This window comes from Brevibacterium sp. 2SA (assembly GCF_005502845.1).
In the GTDB taxonomy this organism is placed as follows: domain Bacteria; phylum Actinomycetota; class Actinomycetes; order Actinomycetales; family Brevibacteriaceae; genus Brevibacterium.
Genome location: NZ_SCMW01000011.1, coordinates 56,123 through 81,774, shown reverse-complemented (window position 1 = coordinate 81,774; position 25,652 = coordinate 56,123). Strand labels below are relative to the sequence as shown.

19 protein-coding genes are annotated in these 25,652 nt (G+C 69.3%); 6 read left to right on the top strand and 13 right to left on the bottom strand.

Annotation, left to right across the window (positions count from 1 at the left end):
* Positions 1-1,458, bottom strand: a 1,458-nt coding sequence (locus FFS20_RS06620; RefSeq protein WP_137825124.1) for a sigma-70 family RNA polymerase sigma factor, incomplete at its 3' end; no start/stop codon positions are given.
* 431 nt (positions 1,459-1,889) lie between these two features.
* Between FFS20_RS06620 and FFS20_RS06615 the strand changes: the two genes are divergently transcribed.
* Both FFS20_RS06615 and FFS20_RS06610 read left to right on the top strand, forming a co-directional pair.
* Positions 1,890-2,966: a histidinol-phosphate transaminase gene (locus FFS20_RS06615; RefSeq protein WP_137825123.1), complete on the top strand. Its 1,077-nt coding sequence runs from the start codon at positions 1,890-1,892 to the stop codon at positions 2,964-2,966.
* Positions 2,966-4,348 carry an FAD-linked oxidase C-terminal domain-containing protein gene (locus FFS20_RS06610; RefSeq protein WP_137825122.1) on the top strand — a complete coding sequence of 461 codons (1,383 nt, stop codon included), beginning with the start codon at positions 2,966-2,968 and terminating at the stop codon, positions 4,346-4,348. The genes FFS20_RS06615 and FFS20_RS06610 overlap by 1 nt, the downstream gene beginning before the upstream one ends.
* Here FFS20_RS06610 and mmuM read toward each other — a convergent pair.
* Positions 4,326-5,270: a homocysteine S-methyltransferase gene (mmuM, locus tag FFS20_RS06605; RefSeq protein ID WP_137825121.1), complete on the bottom strand. Its 945-nt coding sequence runs from the start codon at positions 5,268-5,270 to the stop codon at positions 4,326-4,328. The genes FFS20_RS06610 and mmuM overlap by 23 nt on opposite strands.
* Positions 5,271-5,291: 21 nt before the next feature.
* On the opposite strand from mmuM, the gene tgt reads away from it, so the two are divergent.
* Positions 5,292-6,542 carry a tRNA guanosine(34) transglycosylase Tgt gene (tgt, locus tag FFS20_RS06600; RefSeq protein WP_137825120.1) on the top strand — a complete coding sequence of 417 codons (1,251 nt, stop codon included), beginning with the start codon at positions 5,292-5,294 and terminating at the stop codon, positions 6,540-6,542.
* Here the strand turns inward: tgt and FFS20_RS06595 are convergent.
* A complete protein-coding gene (locus FFS20_RS06595) occupies positions 6,533-7,258 on the bottom strand; it encodes a queuosine precursor transporter (protein WP_171007017.1) in 726 nt (241 codons plus the stop codon). The genes tgt and FFS20_RS06595 overlap by 10 nt on opposite strands.
* Positions 7,239-9,893 carry a M3 family metallopeptidase gene (locus FFS20_RS06590; protein ID WP_137825119.1) on the bottom strand — a complete coding sequence of 885 codons (2,655 nt, stop codon included), beginning with the start codon at positions 9,891-9,893 and terminating at the stop codon, positions 7,239-7,241. Before FFS20_RS06590 ends, FFS20_RS06595 begins: the two co-directional genes overlap by 20 nt.
* 99 nt (positions 9,894-9,992) lie before the next feature.
* Between FFS20_RS06590 and FFS20_RS06585 the strand changes: the two genes are divergently transcribed.
* Positions 9,993-11,054 (top strand): AI-2E family transporter, encoded by a 1,062-nt coding sequence (locus tag FFS20_RS06585; RefSeq protein ID WP_137825118.1) that lies wholly within the window; start codon positions 9,993-9,995, stop codon positions 11,052-11,054.
* A gap of 97 nt (positions 11,055-11,151) precedes the next feature.
* Here the strand turns inward: FFS20_RS06585 and FFS20_RS06580 are convergent, their stop codons facing one another.
* Together FFS20_RS06580 and FFS20_RS06575 are read right to left on the bottom strand one after the other, a co-directional pair.
* Positions 11,152-11,385: a hypothetical protein gene (locus FFS20_RS06580; protein WP_137825117.1), complete on the bottom strand. Its 234-nt coding sequence runs from the start codon at positions 11,383-11,385 to the stop codon at positions 11,152-11,154.
* Positions 11,386-11,486: 101 nt separating this feature from the next.
* Positions 11,487-12,479 carry an alpha/beta hydrolase gene (locus tag FFS20_RS06575; protein WP_137825116.1) on the bottom strand — a complete coding sequence of 331 codons (993 nt, stop codon included), beginning with the start codon at positions 12,477-12,479 and terminating at the stop codon, positions 11,487-11,489.
* Positions 12,480-12,622: 143 nt separating this feature from the next.
* On the opposite strand from FFS20_RS06575, the gene FFS20_RS06570 reads away from it, so the two are divergent.
* Entirely contained in the window at positions 12,623-13,645 is a 1,023-nt protein-coding gene (locus FFS20_RS06570) for a helix-turn-helix domain-containing protein (protein WP_137825115.1), read from the top strand.
* A gap of 429 nt (positions 13,646-14,074) precedes the next feature.
* Here the strand turns inward: FFS20_RS06570 and FFS20_RS06565 are convergent, their stop codons facing one another.
* A complete protein-coding gene (locus tag FFS20_RS06565) occupies positions 14,075-16,264 on the bottom strand; it encodes an HNH endonuclease signature motif containing protein (RefSeq protein ID WP_137825114.1) in 2,190 nt (729 codons plus the stop codon).
* 609 nt (positions 16,265-16,873) lie between these two features.
* Between FFS20_RS06565 and FFS20_RS06560 the strand changes: the two genes are divergently transcribed.
* Positions 16,874-17,338, top strand: a complete 465-nt coding sequence (locus FFS20_RS06560) for a DUF779 domain-containing protein (protein WP_137825113.1) — start codon at positions 16,874-16,876, stop codon at positions 17,336-17,338.
* A gap of 54 nt (positions 17,339-17,392) precedes the next feature.
* Here FFS20_RS06560 and FFS20_RS06555 read toward each other — a convergent pair whose 3' ends face one another.
* From FFS20_RS06555 to FFS20_RS06530, 6 genes are read right to left on the bottom strand one after another with little or no spacing between them, the layout of a single operon-like run.
* Positions 17,393-18,742, bottom strand: coding sequence for an alkylhydroperoxidase domain protein (locus tag FFS20_RS06555; protein ID WP_137825112.1), 1,350 nt, complete (start codon positions 18,740-18,742; stop codon positions 17,393-17,395).
* A complete protein-coding gene (locus tag FFS20_RS06550) occupies positions 18,739-19,950 on the bottom strand; it encodes an LLM class flavin-dependent oxidoreductase (RefSeq protein ID WP_137825111.1) in 1,212 nt (403 codons plus the stop codon). Before FFS20_RS06550 ends, FFS20_RS06555 begins: the two co-directional genes overlap by 4 nt.
* 7 nt (positions 19,951-19,957) lie before the next feature.
* On the bottom strand, positions 19,958-21,868 hold the full coding sequence (locus tag FFS20_RS06545) for an ABC transporter ATP-binding protein (RefSeq protein WP_137825110.1): 1,911 nt from the start codon (positions 21,866-21,868) through the stop codon (positions 19,958-19,960).
* Entirely contained in the window at positions 21,865-22,791 is a 927-nt protein-coding gene (locus FFS20_RS06540) for an ABC transporter permease (protein ID WP_137825109.1), read from the bottom strand. Before FFS20_RS06540 ends, FFS20_RS06545 begins: the two co-directional genes overlap by 4 nt.
* Positions 22,788-23,924, bottom strand: a complete 1,137-nt coding sequence (locus FFS20_RS06535; protein ID WP_249356709.1) for an ABC transporter permease — start codon at positions 23,922-23,924, stop codon at positions 22,788-22,790. The genes FFS20_RS06540 and FFS20_RS06535 overlap by 4 nt, the downstream gene beginning before the upstream one ends.
* Before the next feature lie 2 nt (positions 23,925-23,926).
* On the bottom strand, positions 23,927-25,642 hold the full coding sequence (locus FFS20_RS06530; protein ID WP_137825107.1) for a TIGR04028 family ABC transporter substrate-binding protein: 1,716 nt from the start codon (positions 25,640-25,642) through the stop codon (positions 23,927-23,929).
* Positions 25,643-25,652 lie beyond the last annotated feature (10 nt).

Here is a 25,652-nt window from a genome sequence, read left to right as displayed (position 1 = left end):
CTCCCCGGGGCCGGGGTCTCCTGGGCCTGGATCGCCGGGACCGGGATCTCCAGGACCCGGGTTGCCGGGGCCGGGGTCGCGCGGTGCCGGCGGTTCCGCGTTCGGCCCGCCGGGCTCTCCCGGGGCCGGGGGCGCCGGGACCCGCGGCTGCGCCGGAACCGGAGCCGCGTTGCGGGGGCCCTCGTCGTCGGGGCCCGCGGGATCCTCGGCGTCGGGAGACCCGGCCTCCGGCGGTGCCGCCGGCGAGCGCACATCATCGCCGAGGTCGTCGTCGGTCAGGCCGGTCTCCGGCTGCACCGGTGACGACGTCGGCCCTTCGGCCTCCGGGGTGCCCCGGTTCGGGTTGAGTGCCCAGACGCCCGCGGCGATCGCCGCCGTCGCGATGACGACGGCCGCGGCGATCTTGAGGCCGAGGGCGAACCCGGATCCTGTGCCCGACGAGCCTCCCTGACCGCCGGCCGACTCCGGACTGAAGAACACGGTCTCGGAGTTCTGCGCGGCAGAGGCGTCGGGCGCGGTGGCACCGCCGGCGGCTCCAGCGAGAGCCTCCGGGAACTGCTCGGACTCGATGAGAGCGCCGGCGAGGACGGCGGGGGTGAGCCACGCCCCGAGCTTCGTGTTGATCTTCGTCAGCAGCACGGACTGGCGGCGACAGTAGCGGCAGTGGCGCAGGTGCGTCTCGACCGACTTTCCGCGTTTGATGCCGAGCTGATTGCGGACGTAGCGCGCGAGCTCCGAGGAGTACTCCGCACACGACGGCTTCGCCGGTTCGACATGCTCCTGCAGGTACGCCGTCCGCAGACCCTCCCGGGCGCGGTGGAGGAGCGAATGGAACGAGTTGACCGACAGTCCCAGCGACTCCGCGGCGGCAGCGGTCGGGGTGCCGTCGATGTCGATGAGCGTGATCGCCGTCTGCCACGTCGCCGGCAGAGTCCGGAAGGCGCGGCCCAGCTGGTCGCGTTCGGAGACCTCGCTCGCATGGTCCCGGCTCGTGCCGCCGGCGAGGAACGCCAGCACGTCGGGTTCGACGGTCGTCGTCGCCCCCGTCATCGCGGTGAGCCGGAACGACTCCGAGCGCACCGCGGTCATGAGGTAGGACTTGAAGGACTCCTGCGGACCGGCGCCGTTGCCCCACGCGCGCCAGATCTTCGCGAACGCCTCGGCCACGGCATCCTCGGCGCGGGTGTAGTCGCCCGTCAGCCGCAGAGCGAAGTGGAGGGCCGGCAGGCGGTGGCGGGCGTAGAGCTGCGCGAATGCGCGGCGACCGGCTTCGGAATCGGGACCGCGGTCGACGATGACCGTGCAGAGCTCGGCGTCGGCGGCCTCGCGCTCCGCGGCCTCGGGGTCCTCCGCGGCGGATGCGGCGGATTCTGAGTCGTATTCGGCGTCGTGTTCGGCCTTGCGTGCCGCAGATTCCGGGTCGTCGGAAGCGGAGTCGGGAATCCTGGGGTCGGACATCGGTTCTCTGCCTCGGGTGGGGATCAGGGCGTCGCTGCTCACGGGGAGGGCGCAGCGTCGGCGGCGGGCGCGGAAAGCGGGGAAGCGCTGATTGAATATTCTAGTTTCCCCACTGCCATCCCACAATCGCTCACGTGCGATCGTCGGCAGGATGTCTGGAGCCGTCGGCAGGACGCCAGTGATCGCCGGCAGCTGCGGCTGTGACGAAGAATTCACCCGATCTCGCGAACGAAGGGCGCCTCCCGCGGGTCTACTTCTGCAGAAGGGGCCGCCACCCACGGCCGCTTCGCATCCGGCGGCGACCACCCACCGAGTCCGGATGCCCCTCGAGTCCGCGACTCATCCCCGGTGGCCCTGCAGAATCACGTGACTGCAGGGCCATCTTCGTCCCCGCCGTGCCCTGCGCCTGTTGCGTGTGTCACGATAAGACCATGTCGAAACGATTCCTCCTTCGTGATGCGCTGTCCCAGTTCCCGCCCTACAAGCCGGGCAAGCCCCCGGCCGACGCCCCGGGACTGACCCCGTACAAGCTGTCGTCGAACGAGAATCACCTCTCACCGCTGCCGGGCGTCCATGACGCCGTCGTCGCGGCCACGCAGACTCCGGCGGCCTACCCCGATCCGAAGTCGACGGGTCTCGTCGCCGATCTCGCCGCCTACCTCGACGTCGACCCGTCCGAGGTCGTCACCGGGGCGGGGGCCTCGGAGATCCTCTCGGCGCTGACGAACATCACCCTCGAGGCCGGCACCTCCGTCGTCTACCCGTGGCCGTCGTTCGAGATGTACCCGATCCTCGCCGCCGCCCGCGGGGCGGAGAAGCGGGCCGTGCCCCTCCTGCCCGACGGTCGGCACGACTTCGCCGGGATGCTCGCGGAGATCGACGAGACGACCCGTCTCGTCCTCCTCTGCTCGCCGAACAATCCCACCGGACCGTCCGTGCGCACCGCGGAGCTCGAGGGCTTCATGGCCGAGGTCCCGGGCGACGTCATCGTCGCCCTCGACGAGGCGTACTGGGAGTTCGCCACCGACGCGGAGGCGGTCGACGGGCTCGCGGCCTTCCGCGAGTACCCCAACCTCGTCCTCGCCCGCACGTTCTCGAAGGCGCACGGGCTCGCGGGCCTGCGCGTCGGCTACGGGGTCGCCGACCCGGAGATCGCGACCGCGCTGCGTCAGGTCGTCGCTCCGTTCAGCGTCACCGCCGCCGCCCAGGCCGCGGCCGCGGAGTCGCTGGCCCGCACCGATGAGGTCCTCGTCCGGGCCAAGGAGGTCGCGGCCACCCGCGACCAGTTCGCCGCCGACCTGCGTGCCCTCGGGTTCGACGTCCCCGATGCGCAGGGCAACTACGTGTGGATCGCGCTCAGCGATGAGGATGCCGAGGCGTTCGAAGAGGCGTGCGGCGCCCAGGCCGTGGCGATCCGCCGTCTGGCCGGCGGGGTGCGCGTGAGCATCGGCGCCGACGAGGCGCTCGACCGGGTGCGTGCCGTCGCCGCGGACTTCGCCGCCCGCTGATGCCCGAGCTCGCCGACCTCGCCGCGCAGCTGAGCCCAGGGGCGCTCGTCACCGACCGCGATGTCGTCGACGGCTACCGCTCCGATCGGGCCCTCTTCTGTCCGGCGGGGGAGGCGCTCGCCCTCGTCCGCGCCCGCACCGTCGACGACGTCGTCGCGGTCATGCGCTTCGCCACCGCGCACCGCATCCCCGTCGTCACCCAGGGAGCGCGGACCGGTCTGTCCGGCGGTGCCAACGCCGTCGACGGGGCGCTCCTGCTCAATGTCGCGGGGCTGACGGAGATCCTCGAGATCGATTCCGTCAACCAGCTCTGCCGGGTCCAGCCCGGGGTCATCAACGCCGACCTCAAAGTGGCGCTTGCCGCCGAAGGGCTCGCCTACCCGCCGGACCCCGGATCGGTGGCGATCTCGACGATCGGCGGCAACGTCGCGACGAACGCCGGGGGCATGTGCTGTGTCAAGTACGGGGTGACGAAGGACTACGTGCGCGCACTCACCGTCGTCCTCGCCGACGGCACGCTCACCCGCCTCGGCCGGGAGACGGCGAAGGGGGTCGCCGGCCTCGACCTCGCCGCGCTCTTCACTGGTTCCGAGGGCAGCCTCGGCGTCATCGTCGAGATCACCCTCGGACTCACCCCGGCACTGCCGGCACCGGTGACGGGGGTCGGGATCTTCCCCGACACCGAGGCGGCCGGGGCCACGGTCTCGGCGTTCATGGCGGCCGGGGCGGCGCCGTCGATGCTCGAGTTCCTCGACGGGGCGACGATGGCGATGATCAACGCCTACGGCGACTTCGGTCTGCCCGCCGACGCCGGTGCGCTCCTCCTCGTCCAATCCGATGCCCCGGGCGCTGACGGCCGGGCCGAGCTCGCCCGGTTCGCGGAGATCGCGACCGCGCACGGGGCCACCGAGGTCGTCGTCTCCGACGATCCCGCCGACAGCGACCTCCTCGTCGCCGCCCGGCGGGCCGTGGCACCGGCGATGGAGCAGTACGCCACTGGGATCGGCGGCGGGGAGCTCGTCGACGACGTCTGCGTGCCCCGGTCCCGCCTCGGCGAGTTCTTCCGGCGGCTGCGGCTCATCGACGAGACGTACGACGTCGAGGTCGCCACCGCCGGTCATGCCGGGGACGGGAACATGCATCCGAGCGTCGTCTTCGACGCCCGGGACGAGGCGATGGTCGCGCAGGCGCAGGCGGCGTTCGCCGAGATCATGCAGCTCGGCCTCGACCTCGGGGGGACGATCACCGGCGAGCACGGGGTCGGCTACCTGAAACGCGAGTGGCTGGGCCGGGAGCTCGATGCCGGGGCGGTGCGGATGCACCGCGCGATCAAGGACGCGCTCGACCCGCTCGGCATCCTCAACCCGGGGAAGATGCTCTGAGCCGGCCGGCGAGGACGGCGATGTCGTCCGGGGTCGTCCGGCAGCAGCCGCCGATGAGGCGGGCGCCGAGGCGGGTCCACGTCGCGACGGGCCACGCGGCCGGAGTCGCGGCCCCGGTCGTCCACCTCATCGTCGCGGCGTCATAGGTCTCACCCGAGTTCGGATAGGCGATGAGCGGCAGGTCGGTGGCCGCGGCCAGCGCCGCGAGCGCGGGGGCGACGAGAGACGGGCGGACGCAGTTGACGCCGAGGCCCCGGATCAGCGGGGTGCCCGCGACCGCCTCGGCGACGGCCGACAGCGGGGTGCCGTCGGGCAGGTGAGTGCCGTCATCGGACAGGGTGACCGTGAGCCAGGCGGGCACGGCGTGGGCGTCGACGAGCTCGGCGAGGACCCGGATCTCCGGCAGGCACGGCTGCGTCTCGAGCGCGAGGACGTCGACCCCGGAGTCGACGAGAGCGTCGATACGGGGACGGTGGAAGGCGGCGAACTCGCCGGCGGTGAGCCGGTAGTCGCCGGTGTACTCCGAGCCGTCGCCGAGGGCGGCCCCGTACGGTCCGACCGAGCCGGCGATGAGCGCCGCGCCGGCCGCGGCCTTCCTTGCCGCGGCCTCCCTCGCCGCTGCCTCCCTGGCCACAGCGACGCTGTCGGTGATGAGCGCCCGCCCCGCGGCCGGTGAGAGACCCGCGCGGGCGAGGCCGAGCGGGCTGATCTGATAGCTCGCGGTCGTGAGCACCTGGGCACCGGCAGCGGCGAAGGCGGCGTGCACCTCGGCGAGGATCTCCGGTCTCTCACGCAGCAGGGCCGCCGACCACAGGTCGTGGTCGAGGTCGAGCCCGCGCGCCTCGAGGGCGGTGCCGAGCCCGCCGTCGAGGACGGTGGGAGGGGAGGAGCCGTCGAGGACGGCGCTGACGGTCGGGGCCATCCACCCAGTTAAACTTGGCGGGTGACCGAAATCGAATCGCCCGCAGCATCTGAGACAGCGCCCATCAACGACCGTTCGCAGTTCGGCTTCGAGGTCGGCACTCGGCTCGAGACGGGCGGGCGCACCGGCGTCATCACGACCCCGCACGGGCAGATCCGCACCCCCGCCTTCATCCCGGTCGGCACGAAGGCCACGGTCAAGGCCGTCAAGCCCGAGGACGTCGCGGCCCTCGGCGGGCAGGCCGTCCTCGCCAACGCCTACCACCTCTACCTCCAGCCCGGTTCGGACATCGTCGACGAGGCCGGCGGTCTCGGCCGATTCATGAACTGGCCCGGCCCGACGTTCACGGATTCCGGCGGCTTCCAGGTGATGAGCCTCGGTGCGGGATTCAAGAAGGTCATCTCGATGGAGGTCACCGGCGAGCAGAACGACGATGCGATCGCCGTGGGCAAGGAGCGGCTGTCGAACGTCGACGACGACGGGGTGACATTCAAGTCGCACCTCGACGGGACGATGCACCGCTTCACCCCGGAGGTCTCGATGCGCGTCCAGCATGAGCTCGGCGCCGACATCATGTTCGCCTTCGACGAGCTGACGACGCTCGTCAACACCCGCGGCTACCAGGAGACCTCGCTCGAGCGGACCCGGTTGTGGGCGATCCGCTGCATCGAGGAGCACCGGAGGCTCACCGCCGAGCGGACCCACCGGCCCTACCAGGCGCTCTTCGGCGTGCTCCAGGGAGCGCAGTACGAGGATCTGCGGCGCAAGGCCGCGCGTGACCTCGGTGCGATGGACTTCGACGGGTTCGGCATCGGCGGGGCCCTGGAGAAGGAGAACCTCGGCACGATCATCCGCTGGGTGTGCGAGGAGCTGCCGGAGGACAAGCCGCGGCACCTCCTCGGCATCTCCGAGCCCGACGACCTCTTCGAAGCGATCCGCACCGGTGCGGACACCTTCGACTGCGTCTCACCGTCACGGGTGGCGCGCAATGCCGCGATCTACACCCGCGACGGACGCTACAACCTCACCGGGGCGAAGTACCGCCGGGACTTCGGGCCGCTCGACCCCGAGTGCACGTGCTACACGTGCGAGAACTACTCCCGCGCGTACCTTCGGCATCTCTACAAGGCCAAGGAGATGCTCTTCTCGACGCTGTGCACGATCCACAACGAGCACTTCGTCGTCAGCCTCGTCGCCGAGATCCGGCAGGCGATCGAGGACGGCCGCTTCGCCGAGCTCGAGTCCGAGGTGCTCGGCCGCTACTACGCGTGACCCGGTGACCCGTCACCCGGCTGCCCGTAGCTCGGTTCGTGGCGTTTGACGACCGTGATCACCCGGTAGGTGACCGGCAGGAGGATGACCTCGACGGCGACCTTGTAGACGAAGCCGACGACGACGTAGTTGACGAAGTCCCAGCCGGGGATGACCCCGGCGAAGGCGATCGTGCAGAAGAGGAGCGTGTCGACGAACTCGCCGACGCCGGTCGAGGTGAGCAGCCGGACCCACAGCTTCGATTCGCCCATCCGCTTCTTCACCGCGACGAGGACGTAGGAGTTGAGCAGCTGGCCGACGAAGTACCCGGCGAGTGAGGCTGCGACGATGCGCGGGTAGAAGCCGAGGACGGCGGCGAAGGCGTCCTGGTTCTCGTAGCCGGGTCCCGGCGGGGAGATGAGGACGAGCCAGAAGACGAAGGTCGCGAGGATCTGCAGGGCGAAACCGGTGATGACGGCCTTGCGGGCGGCTCTGAAGCCGTAGACCTCGCTGATGACGTCGCCGAGGATGTAGGCGATGGGGAAGAGGAACGCTCCGCCGTCGGTGACGATGGGGCCGAAGCCGATGACCTTCGTCGCCGAGATGTTCGAGATGATGAGGACCGCGCAGAAGACCGCGAGGAAGATCGCATAGTAGCGACCCCGGGACGAGGCGAAGGCGGCGAGGCGGTGGCTCGGCTGGTCGAGATGATCCTGCTCAGGATTCGTCTGCGACAACGTCGATCTCCTTCCCGCCGGTGAGGTCGACGAGCTGAGCGTAGGTCAGGGGCATCATCGAGTTCGGGGTGCCCGCGGCGGCCCAGAGCTCCGGGTAGCCGCGCAGGGCGACGTCGATGTACGTGGGAATCGGGGCGGGGTGGCCGACCGGGGCGACACCGCCGATGACCTGCCCGGTGGCGGCCCGGACGAGGTCCTTGTCCGCCCGGTCGAGCGCGTCGACGCCGATGAGGCGGGCGACGTGGTCGGTGTCGACGCGGTGCGCGCCCGAGGTCATGATGAGCACCGGGTCGCCTCCGGCGGAGAAGATCAGGCTGTTGGCGATCGCCCCGACCTCGACCCCGACCTTCTCCGCCGCCGAGGCGGCCGTGGGCGTGGCCTCATCGAAGAGTCGGACGCGGGGAACGATGCCGTGGGTTTCAAGGATCTCGGCGATGCGGGTGTTGTTCGCATGGTGCTTCGGATCCGGGGGCGCAGCAGTGTCGGAGGCGGCCGGAGCTGCGCCAGGGTCGGCAGTGTCGGCGCCAGAGGCAGTGTCGGCGGCTGGGGCCGTTGCGTGCGCCTCAGCGTCCGCCGCGGAGTCGCGTTCGTCCGCGGTCACCGGTTCGGCGAGTCCGCGGCGGCGCAGGACCGGGGCGACGTCGGGGCGGACGCCGAAGAACTGCTCGATCGCCGTCATCGGGTCGACCGAGTAGCCGGGGGCGAGGATCGCCTCGCGGAACGCCTCACCGGCCTCCCGATTGAGTCCGCCCTGGGATTCGAACCATTCGCTCACCCATGCGGCGATGACCTCGGAGTAGAGGTACGAGTAGTAGCCGGCGGCATAGCCGGAGGCGAAGATGTGGCCGAAGTACGTCGTGCGGTAGCGCGGCGGGACGAGCGGGGAGAACCCGGATGCCGCGAGGACCTCGGATTCGAAGGAGAGGACGTCGGTGATGTGCTCGCCGGCCTCGAGCGAATGCCAGGAGAGGTCGAGCATCGCCGCGGCGAGGTATTCGATCGTCGAGAATCCCTGCCCGAACGATTCGCTGTCGATGAGCGCCTGGACCAGGTCCTGCGGCATCGGCTCGCCCGTGTTGACGTGCTTCGCGTAGTGGGGGAGGACCTGCGGGTGGAAGCGCCACATCTCGTTGAACTGCGAGGGGAACTCGACGTAGTCGCGGGGCACCGAGGTGCCGGCCGTCGACGGGTACGTCGAGTTCGCGAAGAGACCGTGGAGGACGTGGCCGAACTCGTGGAAGAGGGTCGTCAGCTCGGTGGGGGAGAGCAGCGTGGGTCGACCGGGACCGGGCTTGGCGAGGTTGAGGGAGAGGGTGACGACCGGCAGATGGCCAGTCAGCCGGGACGCGGGGACGAGCTGGTCCATCCAGGCGCCGCCGCGCTTCGTGTCACGGGCGAAGGGGTCGATGAGGATGAGGCCGAGGGTGCGTCCGCCGAGATCGGTGACCTCGACGGCGATGACGTCGTCGTGCCAGCCGACGATCCCGTCGCGCCGGGTGAACGTGATGCCGTAGAGACCGGTGGCGGCGCGGAAGACGCCGTCGGTGAGCACTGAGTCGAATTCGAAGTACTGCGCGACCTCGTCGGGGTCGACCCCGAATTCGTCGGCCCGGTACTTCGCGAGGTAGTGCATGACGTCGGCAGGGGCCACCTCGGTGAGTCCGTAGCGGTCCTTGACCGTGTCGAGTTCCGCGGTGAGCTGGGCGTTCGCGGGGGCGATGAGGGAGGAGACGATGTCCGCGGCGGCGTCGGGACCGCCCGCGGTCTGGTTGTCGATCGCGTACGAGGAGTACGACGGGTAGCCGAGCAGCTTCGCCTGCAGGGCGCGCAGGGCCGTGATGTCGGCGACCTGGGTGCGGGTGTCCCCGTCGCCGCCGCGGGAGCCGCGGGCCATCGAGTTCGTCAGGACGTGCTCTCGGGTGGCGGGGTCGTCGAGGGATCCGAGGACGAGCTGCTGGGTGAAGTTGTTGAGCGGCAGGAGGAAGCCGTCGACCTCGCGCTCGCCGGCACGGGCGGCGGCGGCCGCGATCTGGTCCTCGCTCAGGCCGGTGAGCTGGGCGGCCTCGCCGAGGTGGACGGCGAGCTCGCGGGTGTCGGTGCCGAGCGCGCGGGAGAAGGACGTCGAGAGCGCGGTGAGCTCGGCCTCGATCGTCGCCATCTGCTCGCGCTCCTCGTCGCCGAGGCGAGCTCCGGCGCGGACGAAGTTCTCGATCGTCAGCTCCTGCTGGCGCTTGTCCTCGGGGTTGAGGTCGGTGGTCGGGACCTGCTCGATGCGGTGGAAGAGGTCGACGCTGAGCAGGATCGCGGTCCGGGTCGCCGACAGCCGAGCCCACACCTCGGCGACGGCGTCGGTGAGGTCGGGGGTGAGGTGGTTGGATTCGACGGTGCGGACGAGGGCGGCGAGCCGGGCCATCGGCACGGTCGCGGATTCGAAGCGGACGGTCGTCGTCGCGAACGTCGGGTCCGCCTCGTCGGCGACGATCGTGTCGACCTCGGACAGCGCGAAGGAGGTGGCCGCCTCGGCGGCGGTGAGGAGGGACTCCGCGGTCACCGCGGTGAAGTCGGGAAGTGAGAAGTCGCCTTGTGGGTCGAGGAGGGAGTCCCAGACATCGATGGCGGTGGATTCGGAACTCATCGTCGACGTTTCGCTTTCTTGATGGTCTTCTCAGGTTTCGCCTCCGATCCTAACGCGTGGCGGCGGCTGAGCGCATGGCTCCTGGCTAGACTGGGGCGCATGACCAGCGCATCTCTCCCCATCACCAGCGCCTTCCGCGTCGGGTTCACCGGCACGCTCGGCGTCGGTCTGGCCATTGCGCTCATCACTGCACTGCAGTCGGTGGGCACGGTGATCATCTACATCGGGCTGGCGCTGTTCCTCGCGCTCGGGCTCGATCCGATCGTGCAGTGGCTCGTGGCGCGCAAGCTCTCGCGGACCTTATCGGTCATCGCCGTGGTGCTCGCCTTCATCCTCGTCGTCGCCGGGATCATCCTCCTCATCGCGCCGACGCTCATCGCGCAGATCCAGCAGTTCATCGGGGATCTGCCGGGAATCATCTCCCGACTGTCGACGACGGAGTGGGTCAACGAACTCGAGAGGCGGTTCACCGGCTCGGTCGATCTCGACGCGATCTTCGCGAGCGTGAGCTCGTGGGTCTCCGATCCCAAGAACGTCCTGTCCGTGGGCGGCGGCGTCGTATCCGTGGGGGCGGGGATCCTCAGCTTCCTCACCGGCGTCATCATCGTCGTCATCCTCACGATCTACTTCGCCGTGACCCTGCCGACGATCAAGTCGGCGATGCTCTCGCTCGTGGCGAAGAGCTCGCGCGACACCGTCGATTCCGTCACCGAGGAGGTCACCCGATCGATCGGACGCTACGTCCTCGGGCAGCTGTCCCTCGGCGTCATCAACGGCGTGTGCTCGGCGATCTTCCTCACGATCATCGGGGCACCGCTGCCGGCGCTGCTCGCGTTCGTCGCGTTCCTCGCCTCGCTCATCCCGCTCATCGGTCCGATCTCCGGTGCGATCGTCATCACCGCGTCGTGCCTCATGGTCTCGCCCGGACTCGGCATCGCGGCGGGCATCTACTACCTCATCTACATGCAGGTCGAGGCGTACCTGCTCAGCCCCCGCATCATGAAGGCCGCAGTCGATGTGCCCGGCGCGCTCGTCATCATCGCCGCGATCGCCGGCGGCACGCTCGGCGGGGTGCTCGGCGCGGTGGTCGCCGTGCCCGTGGCCGCGTCGTTCCTCATCGTCATCCGCAAGGTCGTCATCCCCGCCCAGGACAGGAAATAGGGGGCGGCTGACTCTGCTGGTGTCGGGGTCGGTAGACGGTCAGGGTTCGTGAACTGAGGTCAGGGCTCGTGAACTGAGGTCAGGGCTCAGTCGGCGGTCAGTGCCCGGTCGGGGTGTCATCGTCATCCTCGCCGAGGCTGTTCCCCCGTGAGACGAGACGCTCGATGACGAACCGGCTGAGGTAGAAGGTCGCGAAGTACGCGACGGCGCCGATGAGGATCCGGAACACCCAGTCGACGTCGCGGCCCACCGGAATCCCGACGACGACGATCGCCGTGATGGCCAGGAGATAGGGGATGAGCCGGAGGACGGGGCTCAGTTCGCTGCTCATGACACGAGCCTAGCAACGAGGGCGGGCCGGCGGCCCGCCCTCGTGCTCGTTCGTCGGAGACAGAGGCTCATCCCTCAGCTCGCGACTGGCGTGCTCGCGGGTCAGCTCGTGAAGGGCTTCGCCTCCTCGTGGAGGGCGTTGTGGAGGAAGTCGATGGCGACGGCCCGGGCGAGGTTCGCGGCCTTCGTATCGCGCAGGCTGTCGAGGAGCAGGAAGTCGTGGACCATGCCGGCCACCCGCATCGAGGTGACGGGGACGCCGGCCTCACGCAGCTTGTTCGCGTACTGCTCGCCCTCGTCGCGGAGCACGTCGGCCTCGTCAGTGATGACGAGAGCCTCGGGCAGTCCCCTGAGGTCCTCGAGTGAGGCCTGCAGCGGTGAGGCGTACTTCTCCTTCCGCTGTGCCTCGTCGGTGGTGTAGGCGTCCCAGAACCACTTCATGCCGTCGCGGGTGAGGTAGTAGTCGTCGGCGAACTGGATGTAGGACGGGGTGTCGAAGTCGGCGTTCGTCACCGGGTAGAGCAGGGCCTGTGCCTTGAGCTCGAGGCCGCCGCGATCCTTGTTCATCAGGGCGAAGACGGCGGACATGTCACCGCCGACGGATTCGCCGGTGACGGCGATGCGCGAGGTGTCCATGCCGTGGTCGGCGCCGTTGGCGGCGACCCACTGGCCGACGGCGTAGTTCTGCTCGACCTGGGTCGGGTACTTCTTCTCCGGGGCGCGGTCGTAGACCGGGAAGACACCGACGGCGTTCGCGCCGACGGTGAGCTCGCGGAACAGGCGGTCATGGGTCTTGTCGTCGCCGAAGACCCAGCCGGCGCCGTGGATGTAGAAGAGGACGGGGAGGTCGCCGGTCGCGCCCTTGGGGCGGATGATCCGGGTCTTGACGGTGCCCCATTCGTCGGCGTCGACGTCGACCCACTCCTCGTCGACATCCGGGCGTTCGACGCCCTCGCCGCTCTGGAGGTCGAGGAGGATCTTGCGGCCTTCCTCCGGCGGGACTTCGTAGATGCGCGGATGCGGTGCGGTCGCCTCGGCGAGGTCCTTGGCTTCAGGTTCGAGATACGGGGTGACGGGCTGGGGGATCTCGGTCATGGGAATCATGCTCCTTCGTTGTCATCGACGGCGCCGGGTCATCGTGGTCGTCAGTGCCGGGTCCACGTGGGCGACGGGGTCGGCGGGTGGATGCTGCAAGCCGACCTGTGCATTCAGCCTATGGACGGGGATATCATTCCGCTATGGTCACAAACGACATGTACCAGGGAGATCGCGACAGGCGGAGTCCGGAGATCGCTGTTGTCCGCTACGGTGACTGCCAGTTGGCGGCGGTCTATGGGCTGACCGATGTGTTCCGGGTGACGAATGAGCAGCTCGAGCTGCTCGGCGGTGATGAGCGGCGCGTGCGGGTGAGTCATTGGGAGTGGACCGGTGACGCGGTGACGTGCACGTTCGATTCGCATCCGGGGACGCCGCATGCTCCGACCCATGTCATCTTCCCACCGAGTCTCGTGGCGCCTGAGCTCATGGGGGAGTCCGGGATTCTGCGCGATTGGGCGCTGGCGCAGCGGGCCGACGGGGCGGTGCTGTGCGGTCTGTGTGCGGGGGTGTTCGTGCTGGCCGAGACGGGACTTCTCGATCATCGACGGGCGACGACGCATTGGGCATTCGTCGATGAGTTCGCGCGGCGGTTTCCGCGCGTGCGCCTTGATGCCAGCCGGATGGTCATCGACGAAAGCGATGTCATCACGGCCGCGGGGATCATGGCGTGGCTCGACTTCGCACTGTCGTTGGTCGAGGCGCTCTTCGGGCCGAGCATGATGATCCGGACGTCGCGGTTCATGCTCGCCGATGCGCCGCGGACCGAGCAGCTGCCGTACATGGCCCAGCTGCCGTCGACGGCGCATCAGGACGAGGTGGTTCTGCTCGCGCAGGAGACGATCGATCGAGAGCTCGGGTCGTCGTTGACGCTGAGTCGCCTTGCTGCGGTCACGTCGACGCACCCGCGGACCCTGCAGCGTCGCTTCAAGCAGGCGACGGGGATGACCGTGACGCAGTACGTTCAGAGGCTGAGGGTTGAGCGGGCCAACCATGCCCTCGCGACGACCGGTGACACCTTCGAGGCGATCGCGCGGTCGGTCGGCTACGACGATCCGACGACGCTGCGTCGGCTCATCCACCGCGAGACCGGTCTGACTCCGACCGGTTACCGGCAGCGGTTCGGTGCGAAGGGGGTGCTGGAGGATCGAACCGACGCGCGATAGCGGAGGGCTGCGGTATTCGTGAGATCGGGAGTCATCTGTCGGCCGGGCAGGACCCTGCCTATCGGTGGGGTGGGTCCACGCTAATCTGCCGGGTCGGGTCGGGTCCGTGCCGCGCCGGGTGCATGTTCGTCGGCGGGGTCGGGTTGACGCATTGCCGGGTCCGCGCCGACGCCTTGCCGGGTCCGGGCCGAACTGAATCGGTCAAGATCTCTGTCGTCGCGACGCTGCGGGCCTGAATTGTTCGATCATTCCGGACGTGAGCAGGCTGGGACTCGAGGGGGTTCGGATTCGGGGCGGATGTTCACAACAGCGGTGATCCAGAACAGCGGTGATCCAGAACAGCGGTGATCCAGAACGGCAGTGATCCAGAACGACAGTGGTTCGGAACGACAGTGGTTCCGAATGACGGTGGTTCCGAATGACGGTGGTTCAGAACGGCGGAGGTTCGCCGTTGTCCCAGACCCACTCCTGTTTCGCGGGGTTCTTCCTTTGAATCGAACTCGTGCGCTTCGTCCATCCCGGCGATCCTCTGTCTGCGGCCGGTCCCGGGCAATCCCTGGAGATCCGCACCTCCCCGGGCTCTGGGGCAGTCGAGTCCGCCTGAGGCGGGCTGGGGTCAGGAGCTTCACGTTCGGAAGTGCCGGCATGGTCGAAGGAGGCTGCATGATCGGAGGAAACAGCGTCCCCATGAGTCTCGATGAGGCGGGCGTTCTCGGCGTTGACAGGGTTCTCCCCGGGGACTGTGGTCACACGTGTCCCGTGGGCGAACGTGAACTCCAACACTCCGGGGCGGTTCATCCGAACCGAGTACCTGCCATCCGTTTTGCCCTGATGATGCTGCTCGCACATCGGGTGGAGATTGCCGAAGACTGTGAGCCCGCCGGCGGCGGGATCGTCGTGGTTGAACGGAATGATGTGGTCGATCTGGGAGGACTCGGCGCGCCTGCGGCATCCGGGCATGGAACACCACTGCCATTGGGAGACCAGTGTGTTCCGGACGCCTTCGGGAATGTAGTACGACGTGGCTTTCGCATCGATCGGAGTGCCGGTGGCAGGGTCGGTGAGGATCCGCATCCACGATGAGCAGTTCCCTGCGATCATTCGGGCGGTGTCGGCGGGGACGGGTGTGCCGTCGGAGAAGGTGCCGGGCAGATCGGAATCGCCCATGAGGCTCATGCACGGGACGGTGATCATCATGCGCGCCTGCCCTGCCAACCAGTACGGGGCCGTCGGGCTGACGAGGACGAGGGAGAACGCAACTCGCCCCTGCTCGTCGCACTCGATGCCGTCCAGGCGCGTCATCCGGATTCCGGTCGAGGACTCGCGTTTCCGATCGTTCGACGTCGGGTCGAGGTGGGCGGCGGTCCCGTTGTCCCCAATGGTGAGTGGGGCGGCAGAATCGCCGGAGCCGACGGTTTCGGCGGTGCCGTTCTTCTCCGGTTCGCCGGACAACCCCTCATTGCCTGCCGCGGAGACAGTGCTGGCCGCAGGACTCATGCCGTTCGAAGAGTCGATTCCGTCCGCAGAGTCGATGCCGATCGCCGTGTGGATCGCGGCAGCCATGTCATCGACTGTCTGCACGTTCTCGAGGTCGAGCGGGATGTCACGAGTCGTCGTCGACCCTGTTTCGGTGTCCCGGGCCCGCACTTGAATGCGCAGCTGGGGAACGCTGCTGGTGAGAATGTCGAACATCAGTGCGTCGATGCCGCGCAGATCGTCGAGGCAGGCACCCTCGGGCAGCTGATCGGCGAAAGCGGCGGTATTGCCATTGCGAATCGCCTTCGCGAATGCCTCGATGCGCAGGTAGCAGGCCTGCAGTTCGGCAGAGGATCCGGTGAGCATCATGCACGCGCTGCCGTCGGGGTTCGTCGTGAGAGATACGCGCCGCCGCTCGTGTGCCGTTTGCGTGCGGTCCTCGGGCGGCTGCAGGATGCCGATCTTCATGCTCAGTGACTTCTTGAAGGTCTGGATCGTGACATCCGGGCGCCGCTGGCACAGGTATTCGTCGATGACGGGCAGCAGTGAGAAGTGCACGTTCTCGCACTGACGGGTCGCGGCGATGACGTGTTCGATGGTGAATTCTCCGGCCAGGCAGCGGGTATGGAACTTGGGGAGCCCGTGGACGAGCGTCATCGCGTGTGTGACGTGAGCGTACGTGCTGCCGATGGTGGTTCCGAGGATCGAGGTGAGCTCGGCGATGTCTTCGGAGTGGGAATGCATGTGGACCCAGCCGTTGAAGGTCTGCGTGGGCCGGAAACGGGGAAATCCGGGCAGGGTCGCCGAGGCGGTCCCAGGCTTCCCTGCGGAAGCATCCTCGGTGTCGTCGGCAGTGTCCCAGTCGGCGGTACAGCCGGCGCTCTTGGCGAATCGACGCACGGTCTCGGAGAAGCTCGCGTGCTCGTACGGCCGGTCGGGGTCGGGATTGAGCAGGTTGAGGTGTGCGATGACATCGGCGAGGAAGAGCTTCGCTGTGACCTCGAATGCCGTGATCTGGGCCCGATCGCTGGCGGTGTAGAAGGCGACGGCCTCGGCGTACGGAGACGAGGGATCGATGTCGATGCGTGACGGTGTGCGGCCAGGTTCGTCCGCGGAAAGAGCGGATTCGGTTGTGTCTTCCACGGCTGGTCACCTGTCTTCCCACCTCAGCGAGGCTGATGACAACAGTGTAGTTCACATCACATCTGAAGTCAACGGTTAGTTCGAAACCAGTTAGAACAGAGAATTCATTCATTTCGAATAGCTCAGTGATTCTCGGTCGGTGGAAGATCGCCCTGGAGGGGTGTGGTGACGGGGTGTCCAGAGGTCGTGTGGGGCGGTCTGGGTGCGCGCGGGCGTGCCGTCGAACCCGGGGGCTGTGGCGGAATTATCAGGCCCCTCAAGCGAGCCTGGTAATTGTGCAATCGGAAGCAAACTGGGCGCTCGCCCGCAGGCCCTCACCGACCCCGGGATGTCTCAGTTTCGTGCCGGAGGTCGGCGCAGCTGCGAGCGCAGATTCTCCACTGCACCCTGCGCCGCACGGCATCCAGCTGCGCCGCACGATATTCAGCTGTCGAACGAGTCCTGTTGTTCCGCAGCGCTCAGCGGCATAGTGTGGAATGAAGCCTGTCGAATGCCGCGCGGGCCGAAGAGGTTCAGGCAGAACGGCAAGCAGCCCACGTCAGAGTGAGCAGCCCACTGGAAGAATTGCGGGGCCGCACCGCCCGGGCAGCCCAAGCACGAAGGAGTGCCATGACCGATACCCCCGAACAGACGTCGACGACGCCCGAGCAGACGTCCGCCGCGGTCCTCGACTCCGCGCCGACGATCGAAGGGGAGTCGAAGTCGCGGGTCGCGATGACGCAGGCCGCCGTCGACCTCCTCGGCGACCTCGTCGCCAAGCACGGCCAGCTGATGTTCCATCAGTCCGGCGGCTGCTGCGACGGGTCCTCGCCGATGTGCTTCCCCGAAGGCGACTTCATCACCTCTGACGCCGACGTCCTCCTCGGCCACTTCGACCTGCCCCTGCCCGCACCCGACGCGAACGGGGCGACGACCTCGGGCATCGACTTCTGGATGTCGACCGAGCAGTTCGAGTACTGGAAGCACACCCACCTCACCGTCGACGTCGTCCCCGGCCGCGGCAGCGGATTCAGCGTCGAATCGCCGACCGGCAACCGCTTCCTCATTCGCTCGACGCTCATGGACGTCGCGTGAGCTGCCAGCCCAACGCCTGACACGCGCCGGTCTCGCGCGCCCTGCCCTCGCGCCCTACTTCCCCGGCGCGATGAGCTCGGGCTCGCCGAGGGAGAGCATCAGCCGGTTCGCCCAGTTGAAGAACGCCGCACCGCCGAGCACATCGACGATCTCCGCATCGTCGAGGCCCGCCGCGCGCAGCGCACCGACGCGCTCGGGTCCGAACGCCGACGGCGTGAGGCTGAGCGCGACCGAGGCATCGACGACGGCATCCCACACCGGATCGCCGAGGCGCGACGCCGTCCCCGTCCCTTCATCGAGCAGCGCCTGCACGAGGTCCCGCCGCCCCGACTCCTCGGTCGCGCGATCAGCATGGATCGACGCGCAGAACAGGCACCCGTTGAGTCGCGAGGCCGCCGTCGCCGCGAGCTCCCGCTCCGCCCGCCCGACCCCGTCGCTGACGTTGAAGAAGATGTCGAGATCCGTCAGCGTCCGCGCCCGCAGCGCCGCCGGATCCCGCGCGAGCAGACGGAAGTACGGATTCTTCGCCCGTCCCGCCTCGATGAGGGCATCGCGCTGAGTCTCGGTGAGATCCGCCTCGGCGACCGGCGCGATCCACGGCACCCACCCGAGCCCCGCCTGCTGGAACACCTCGGGCCGCTTGAGGCCGGGATACGTGTTCACCCGGGCGCGCGCCTCGGCGATGTCCGGGGATTCCTTCCCGGTGGCAGAGCTCCGATCAGGCGCCGAGGCGGTGCCCCGATCCGGGACCTCCGCGGCGGTCAGCGGCCGCAGTGGAACCTGCTCCTCGGCCGCCGCCGGCGCGTGCGAGAGCGCGGTCAGTCCGACGCTCAGCCGGATCTGGAAGTTGAGGAACGACACGAGCTGCGCGAGCGTGACGATCCCGTCCTCATCCCAGCCGGCCGCGAGCAGCCGCACGAGATCCTCCGGCCCGGCATCGCGGGGATGGAGGACGAGCAGGTGGGCGAACTCGAGCGCCGCCGAGGTGACCGGTCCGAGCGTCTCCCGTGACTTCGCGTCGACGACGAGCTCCGGTCCGGGGACGCTCTCCCCGGCCAGGGCCGCAGAACCGTAGGACCCGAAGGGACCGCGCACGGGACCGCTGGCATCGAGGTCGACGACGACCTCGTCGAGGAGCTCCGCCACGGCCCACGAGGCGGCCTCGTCCTCGTCGCGGAGCAGATCGCGGTAGAACTCCTCACCTGTGCTCGACCCGATCAGCCCCGCGGTGAACGCGGCGACGACGTAGCGATCGCGGTGGGAGAAGTCGCCGGGGTCCTCGGGTTCGAGCAGCGCCTCGAAGCTCAGCTGCGCATTCTCCTTCGCCTGCGCACGGTGGTCGCGGACGAGATCGAGCGGGTCACCGGGGGCGATGCCGGCGAGCGTGTTGATGATGTCGGTCATGGCGCGACCCCAGCAGACTCTGCGATTCCCACAGCCTGTGCGACCCCCGCGGACTCCGCCGGATCCGCCCCGTCGACCCGCAACCCGAGGGCGGGGGCCACCTCGGTGGCGAGCAGCTCGATCGAGCGCAGGGTGTGCGCGTTCGTCGCGGGCACCGAATGGACCTGGAAGCTGACATCCGACACCCGCCCGAGCACCCGGTCGGCAGCGAGCCGCTCGATGACCTGCTCGGGCGTGCCGAGGTAGGTGTCGGTCGCGGTGAGCAGCTCGTCGAGGGTGAGCCCCGAGGTGTCGTATCCGACGAGCCGGTCCGCCTCGGCTCGCAGCGCGGGTTCGGTGAGCTCGCGGAGGCGGGGCAGGTCCTCGGCATCGGCGACGACAGCGGTCCGCGACGCGAGGATCCGCGGTGCGACACCTGCCGGCAGCGCCTCGAGGTACGTGTCGATGACGGGCAGCTGGATCTCATCGAGGCTCGCCCCGAGGTTGTCGCCCGGCCGCGGCTGCGTGCGCGAGAGCATGAGACCGTCGCCGGCCGCTCCCGCAGCACCGGCCCCTCCGGCGGAGAACGTCGCCTGCCAGAGCCGATCGCTGAGCCTGCGCCGGGTCGGTGACCCATCCAAGGCAGACCTGCCCGCCGACTCGGACGATCCACCCGCAGACCCAACATGGTCCGGTCCTGGATAGAGGAGATGTCCGGTCTCGAGCGCGTCGCCGGCGAGCAGCGTGCGCAGGGCCGCGAGGTTGCCGGCGAAGACCTCGCGCCGGTCATCGAACGTCGTCCCGAAGGCCGGGAACGATCGGGGATTGCCGCCCGAGCCGAGGCCGATCTCCAGCCGTCCGCCGGCGAGCACGTCGACGACCGCGGCGTCCTCGGCCACGCGCACCGCGTTCTCCATCGGCAGGGTGATGATCGCCGTGCCCAACCGGATCCGGTCCGTCCGCGCAGCGGCGTGGGAGAGGAAGACGAGCGGGGAGGGCAGCCCGCCCTCGGCGGCGGAGAAGTGGTGCTGGGCGACCCACGCCGTGCCGAACCCGAAGCGCTCGGCCTGCTCGATCTGCTCGAGCGCGAAGCGATACCGCTGGTCAGCGGGGGCGTCCTCGAGGAGGCGGGTGAAGAATCCCAGCGTCGGACCGGCGTCGGTGATCGCAGGGTTTTCAGTCGCAGAGCTCTCAGTCGCAGGGCTCTCAGTCGCAGAGTTCTCAGTCATCGGTGTCTCAGCTTTCTGTCGTGGCGGTGGCCGGTGCAGTGACCGGCGCAGTGGACGCTGCAGTGACCGGTGCAGTGGACGTTGCGGCGGCAGGGGTCGGCACGCCCAGCGGTCGAGGGATCGCGTCGAGGAGCGAGCGCGTGTAGGCGGTCTGCGGTCGGGTGAAGAGGTCCTCCGTCCGACCGCTCTCGACGAGGTGTCCGCGCGACATGACCGACACGGTATCAGCGATCTGGCGCACGATTGAGAGGTCGTGTGAGATGAAGACGTACGTCAGTCCCAGCTCGGTCTGCAGCTGTCCGAGGAGGTCGAGGATCTGCGCCTGCACCGTGACGTCGAGGGCGGAGACCGCCTCGTCGAGGACGACGAGCTCGGGTCCGGCGATGAGCGCACGGGCGATCGCGACGCGCTGCAGCTGCCCGCCCGAGAGCTCCCGCGGCCGCCGATCGAGGAACGACGACGGCAGTGCGACCCGCTCGAGCATCGCGGCAACGCGTGCACCGCGCTCGGCCCGGGTTCCGATCCGGAAGTTCCGCAGCGGCTCGGTGAGGATCGCCCCGATCGACTGCTGCGGGTCGAGCGCCGAGTACGGGTTCTGGTGGACGAGCTGGACGGTCCGCCGCAGGCTCCGCAGATTCGCCCGGCGGTCCCGGCCGACGCCGAGGTCAGCGGCATCGATCTGCCCGATCCGCACCGTCCCGGCCTGCGGAGTGAGGAACCCGGCGAGCGCCCGGCCCGTCGTCGTCTTCCCCGACCCGGACTCCCCGACGATGCCGTGCGTCGTCCCGCGCGCGACCGTGAGCGAGACGTCCTCGACCCCGATGACCTCGCCGAGGCGGCCGGCAGTCCCGCTCTCCCCGGCACTCCCGCTCTCACCAGCAGACCCGTTCTCCACAGCAGCCCCGTTCTCCCCAGGAGCGTCGTCCCCGCGGGCGTAGATCTGTGTGAGTCCCTCGACCGCGACGAAGGGGCTCTCGCCTCCCGTGCTCGTGTCAGCATCCGCATCCGCGCCCACAACCGCACCGGCATCCCCAGGCTCACCGACAGCGCGGGCCACCCGGTCCCGGAGTCCGGTCCGTGCCTGCAGCGCAGGGGCGTCGGCGAGGAGTCGGGCGGTGTAGTCGGCCGCGGGGCGGGAGAAGAGGTCGGCAGCCGTGCCGGTCTCGACGACGCGGCCTGCGCGCATGACGACGACCTCGTCGGCCCGCTCACCGGCGACCGCGAGATCGTGGGTGATGAGGAGGACACCCATGCCCGTCTCCGCGCGCAGCTCGTCGAGGAGGTCGAGGATGCGCTTCTGCACCGTGACATCGAGCGCCGAGGTCGGTTCGTCGGCGATGAGCAGCCGGGGCCGCAGCGCGATCGCCGCCGCGATGAGCACCCGCTGGCGCATGCCCCCGGAGAGCTCGTGCGGATACTGATCGGCGCGCATCATGGGCCGGTCGATGCCGACACGCTCGAGGAGGTCGATGACCTGGGCGCGGGCGGCACGGCGGTCTGCCCGCTTGTGGATGCGCAGCGCCTCGGCGACGGAGGTCCCCACGGTCTGCAGCGGGTTGAGTGAGTTCCCGGGGTCCTGCGGCACATACCCGATCTGCGCCCCGCGCACCCCGCGCCAGCCCTGCCGGGACAGCGTCGTGAGATCGATGTCGCCGAGGCGGATCCCTCCTGAGGTCACCCGCGCGGTCTCCGGGAGGAGTCCGAGGACGGCGTTCGCCGTCGTCGATTTGCCCGACCCGGACTCGCCGACGACCGCCGTCGTCTCACCGGGAAGGACGACGAGATCGACGCCGTCGACCGCGGGATCGGCGGGACCGCTTCGGCGGGAGTAGTCGACGGTGAGGCCGCGGACGGCGAGCAGCGCAGCGGTTCCGGCGGGAGCCGGCAAGGCCGCAGCGGGAGCGGTCGAGAGGGTCATGAGGTGACCTTTCGCAGGGTGGTGCCGATCTGGTGGGTGGCGAGCACGACGGCCATGACGACGAGGCCGGGCAGGACCGTCAGCCACCAGGCGGTGGCGACGAAGTTGCGGCCCTCGGCGATGATGAGACCCCATTCCGGGGTCGGCGGCGGGGTGCCGTAGCCGAGGAAGCCGAGCGTCGAGATCTGGAGGATCGCCGAGCCGATCTGGAGGACGGCGAGCGTGAGGACCGGGGAGATCGAGTTCGGGAGGATGTGGCGCCCGAGCACCGACCAGTACGTGCCGCCGGACCCGTAGGCCGCGGCGACGTAGTCACTCGTGTTGATCCGCACCGCCTCCGACCTCGTCAGACGCGCGAACTGCGCGATCGCGGTGACGCCGACCGCGATCGCCGCGTTGATCGTGCCGAAGCCGAGGACGATGACGATCGAGAGGCTGAGCAGGATCGCGGGGATCGAGAGGAGGACGTCGACGGCGCGCATGAGCACGTCATCGACCCAGCCGCGGCGTGTGCCGGCGATGAGCCCGATCCCGGTGCCGACGATGAGCCCGACGCCGACGGCGATGAGGGCCGCCAGCAGCGACTGGGAGGCGCCGTAGACGACTCGGGCGAAGACGTCGCGGCCCGTCTGATCGGTGCCGAACCAGTGGTCGGCGCTCGGCGCGAGCAGGGCGGCGGTGTCCCCGCCGTCGTTGGGGTCGTACTGCGTGAAGAGACCGGGCACGAGCGCCCAGGCGACGGCGATGAGGAGCACGAGGGCCGAGACCGCGGTCGCCGGCCCGATGACCGTGCCCGCAGTCCGGAACCGACTGTTCCGGAGCCGCGTGCTGCGGGACCGGTCGGGTCCGGTGCCGTCAGGACCGGCGCCGTCACCGGTCGGTCGGTTGAGGCTCGTGCGGGTGAGACTCGAGATGAAGCTCATGGCCTCGCCTTCCGTGTTCCGTGATCGTCAGTACCCCAGTCCAGGTCGACGCCGACGCTGCTCGCGCTCGCCGCCAGGGCCTGCTTCGTCCGGTCGTCGGGTGTCCGTTGTCGTGTCATCGTCTGCGGTGCTGCCTGCGATGCCGCCTGCGATGGTCTCCGCAGCCCCCGCGCCGAGGCGGCTGTCCGGCCGCGTCGGAGGCGGACGTCGACGACGGGGTAGAGGAGGTCGACGATGAGGTTGATGACGACGTAGCCGAGCGTGGCGAGGACGACGACGGCGAGCAGGATCGGATTGTCCCGGTTCGTCACCGCCTGCGCGGTGATCTGGCCGATGCCGTTGCGGCCGAACACGGTCTCCGTGACGACGGCACCGGCGACGAGTTCGCCGAAGATCAGACCGACGATCGTCAGCCCCGGCAGCAGTGCGTTGCGGGCGACGGCGTGGACGAGGATCCACAGCTCGGAGGCCCCCTTCGCGGCCGTCACCTTGACGAAGCCCGCGGCCTTGACCTCGGTGATCGAGCGGATGAGGACCTGCGCGATCGGGGCCGACAGCGGGACGGCGACGGTGAGCGTGGGGAGGACGAGCGCCTCGGCGGGGCCGGGGGAGACGACGGAGACGAGGCCGAGCTGGAACGAGAACACCTGGATGAGGAGGATCCCCAGCCAGAACACGGGGATCGAGATGAAGAGGCTCGGCACGGAGTCGAGGACCCGGCGCACCCACGCCCGGGGGCCGGTCGTCGGGCCGAAGGTCGCGAACACCGCGATGAGCACGCCGAGGACGACCGCGGTGAGGAAGCCGGAGACGGCGAGTGCGAGCGTCGAGGGCAGGGCGGCCGCGACGATCGTCGACACGGCGGCTCCCGTCTGCACGGAGAAGCCGAAGTTCCCGGTGAGGAACCCGCCGAGAGTGATGAGGTAGCGGGTGAGCAGCGGTTCGTCCGCCCCGGTCTCCGCGCGGATCGCCGCGACCTGGTCGGCGGAGAGCCCGAGTGCGGGATCGGCGAAGCGGGCGGTCACCCCGTCCCCGGGGATGACGGAGAGGAGGACGAACGCCGCGGTGAAGGCAAGGAGCAGGACGAGGACGGCCTGCCCGAGCCGCAGCCAGAGATATCTCACGTCGATCATCATCAGCTCGCAATCCAGGTGCTGTAGAAGTCGGGGCGGCCCACGGGTTCGGTGGTGAAGCCGCGGACGCGGCGGCGGAAGGCGAAGACCTGCGGCTCCTCGAAGAACGGGAGGACGTAGGCCTGGTCGACGAGGTAGGTCTGGACCGCCTCGGCGGCGGCCTGGCGACGCTCGGTCTCCGGTTCGGAGGCCAGGGCGTCGAGGAGGCGGTCGATCTCCGGGTCGACGGTATCGTCCGCGGCGTCGTCACGGCCGACGGCGTTGAGGAAGACGTCCCGATTGACCGAGGCGTAGTTCGATCGCAGGTTGTCGTAGTCGGCCCGGGCGACCATCGAGTGGTAGATCTGGATCGAGTCGAGGTCGAGGGCGTCGAGCGTCTGCTTCGCCTGGTCGCCGGGATTGATCGACAGGCGCACCCCGACGCGGCGCAGCTGCTGCTGGACGAGCGTCTGCACCTCGTTCGACCGCGGCTGCGGCAGCGCCGTGTTGACGGTGAGTGCGAGGACCTGTCCGTCCTTGACGCGGTAGCCGCCGGCTCCGCGCTCGGCCCAGCCCGCCTCGTCGAGGAGGCGGTTCGCGGCGGCGGGGTCGTAGACCCAGGCTCCGGTCTGGTCCGTGTAGCCCATCGCGCCCTGCGCGAGCAGTCCCGTGGCGAGCGGGTAGTTCGGGGTGAAGAGCTTGTCGACGATCTCCTGGCGGTCGATCGCTGCGATGAGGGCCCGCCGGACGCGGATGTCGGCGAGCAGCGGGTGGCGGAAGCGGAAGTTGATGCTGTTGTTGATCCCGTTCGTCGCCTTCGCATAGAGGCGCAGCCCCTGCTCGGTCACGCGCGGTTCGTCGGGGGCCTGGACGTCGCGGACGCCGTCGGCCTGACCGGAGAGCACCGCGCCGATGCGCACCGAGTATTCATTGTTGACGAGGTAGTCGATGCCGTCGAGGTACGGCCGTCCCTGGTGCTCGAGGTGCGGCGGCGCCCAGTCGTAGTCCTCCCGGGCGCGGATGGAGAGCTTCGTCCCGATCGTCTCGGCGGTGATGCGGAAGGGGCCGGCCGTGTGGATCTTCGTCGCACTTCCCGGTCCGAAGCCCTCGGCGTCGAGGTCGAGGGTGGAATCGGCGAGGAGGCCGGCGTTCATCGTCGACGTCGCCTGCGCGAAGCCGGGGGAGGGGGCGGTGAAGTGGAAGCGCACGCGACGGTCGTCGAGGACCTCGGCGCGGTCGTAGTTCGAGATCTGCTCGGACACCGGCAGGGTGCGCGATTCGTCGCCGCGGCCGAAGAGGTCGAAGTTCTTCGCGACGTTCGCCGCCGTCAGCGGCGACCCGTCGGAGTACGTGACGCCCTGCCGCAGGGTGAACGTGAACTGTGTGGCGTCGGCGCTGATCTCCGGCAGTGCGGTCGCCAGCCACGGGAAGAGCTCGAGAGTCTCGGGATCCTGCCAGAGCAGGCGGGCGGAGATGTTGTTCATGATCCCGCCGTTGGGGTAGAACCCGACGGACGGCGGGTAGAGGAGCGTCCACGTCTGCGGCTCGAAGTACGTGAGCACCCCGCCGTTCACGGGCGGACCGTCGGTGAGCGGATCGGTGTCGGTCGGGGTGCAGGCGCTCAGTGCGGCGAGCGCCCCGAGGCCGAGGCCGACGCCGAGCACGCTGCGCCGGGTGGTTGCGCCGAGGCGGGCGCCAGGCACACCGGTCGCGCGGTGCGGGGGACGGAGGTCCGTCATGGTGGTGGGA

Coding starts and splice junctions, on each gene's coding strand:
- FFS20_RS06545 (WP_137825110.1), bottom strand. CDS start 21,868: ATGACCCTCTCGACCGCTCCCGCTGCGGCCTTGCCGGCTCCCGCCGGA.
- FFS20_RS06540 (WP_137825109.1), bottom strand. CDS start 22,791: ATGAGCTTCATCTCGAGTCTCACCCGCACGAGCCTCAACCGACCGACC.
- FFS20_RS06550 (WP_137825111.1), bottom strand. CDS start 19,950: ATGACTGAGAACTCTGCGACTGAGAGCCCTGCGACTGAGAGCTCTGCG.
- FFS20_RS06555 (WP_137825112.1), bottom strand. CDS start 18,742: ATGACCGACATCATCAACACGCTCGCCGGCATCGCCCCCGGTGACCCG.
- FFS20_RS06575 (WP_137825116.1), bottom strand. CDS start 12,479: ATGACCGAGATCCCCCAGCCCGTCACCCCGTATCTCGAACCTGAAGCC.
- FFS20_RS06585 (WP_137825118.1), top strand. CDS start 9,993: ATGACCAGCGCATCTCTCCCCATCACCAGCGCCTTCCGCGTCGGGTTC.
- FFS20_RS06580 (WP_137825117.1), bottom strand. CDS start 11,385: ATGAGCAGCGAACTGAGCCCCGTCCTCCGGCTCATCCCCTATCTCCTG.
- FFS20_RS06560 (WP_137825113.1), top strand. CDS start 16,874: ATGACCGATACCCCCGAACAGACGTCGACGACGCCCGAGCAGACGTCC.
- FFS20_RS06590 (WP_137825119.1), bottom strand. CDS start 9,893: ATGAGTTCCGAATCCACCGCCATCGATGTCTGGGACTCCCTCCTCGAC.
- FFS20_RS06530 (WP_137825107.1), bottom strand. CDS start 25,642: ATGACGGACCTCCGTCCCCCGCACCGCGCGACCGGTGTGCCTGGCGCC.
- FFS20_RS06615 (WP_137825123.1), top strand. CDS start 1,890: ATGTCGAAACGATTCCTCCTTCGTGATGCGCTGTCCCAGTTCCCGCCC.
- FFS20_RS06535 (WP_249356709.1), bottom strand. CDS start 23,924: ATGATCGACGTGAGATATCTCTGGCTGCGGCTCGGGCAGGCCGTCCTC.
- FFS20_RS06610 (WP_137825122.1), top strand. CDS start 2,966: ATGCCCGAGCTCGCCGACCTCGCCGCGCAGCTGAGCCCAGGGGCGCTC.
- mmuM (WP_137825121.1), bottom strand. CDS start 5,270: ATGGCCCCGACCGTCAGCGCCGTCCTCGACGGCTCCTCCCCTCCCACC.
- FFS20_RS06570 (WP_137825115.1), top strand. CDS start 12,623: ATGGTCACAAACGACATGTACCAGGGAGATCGCGACAGGCGGAGTCCG.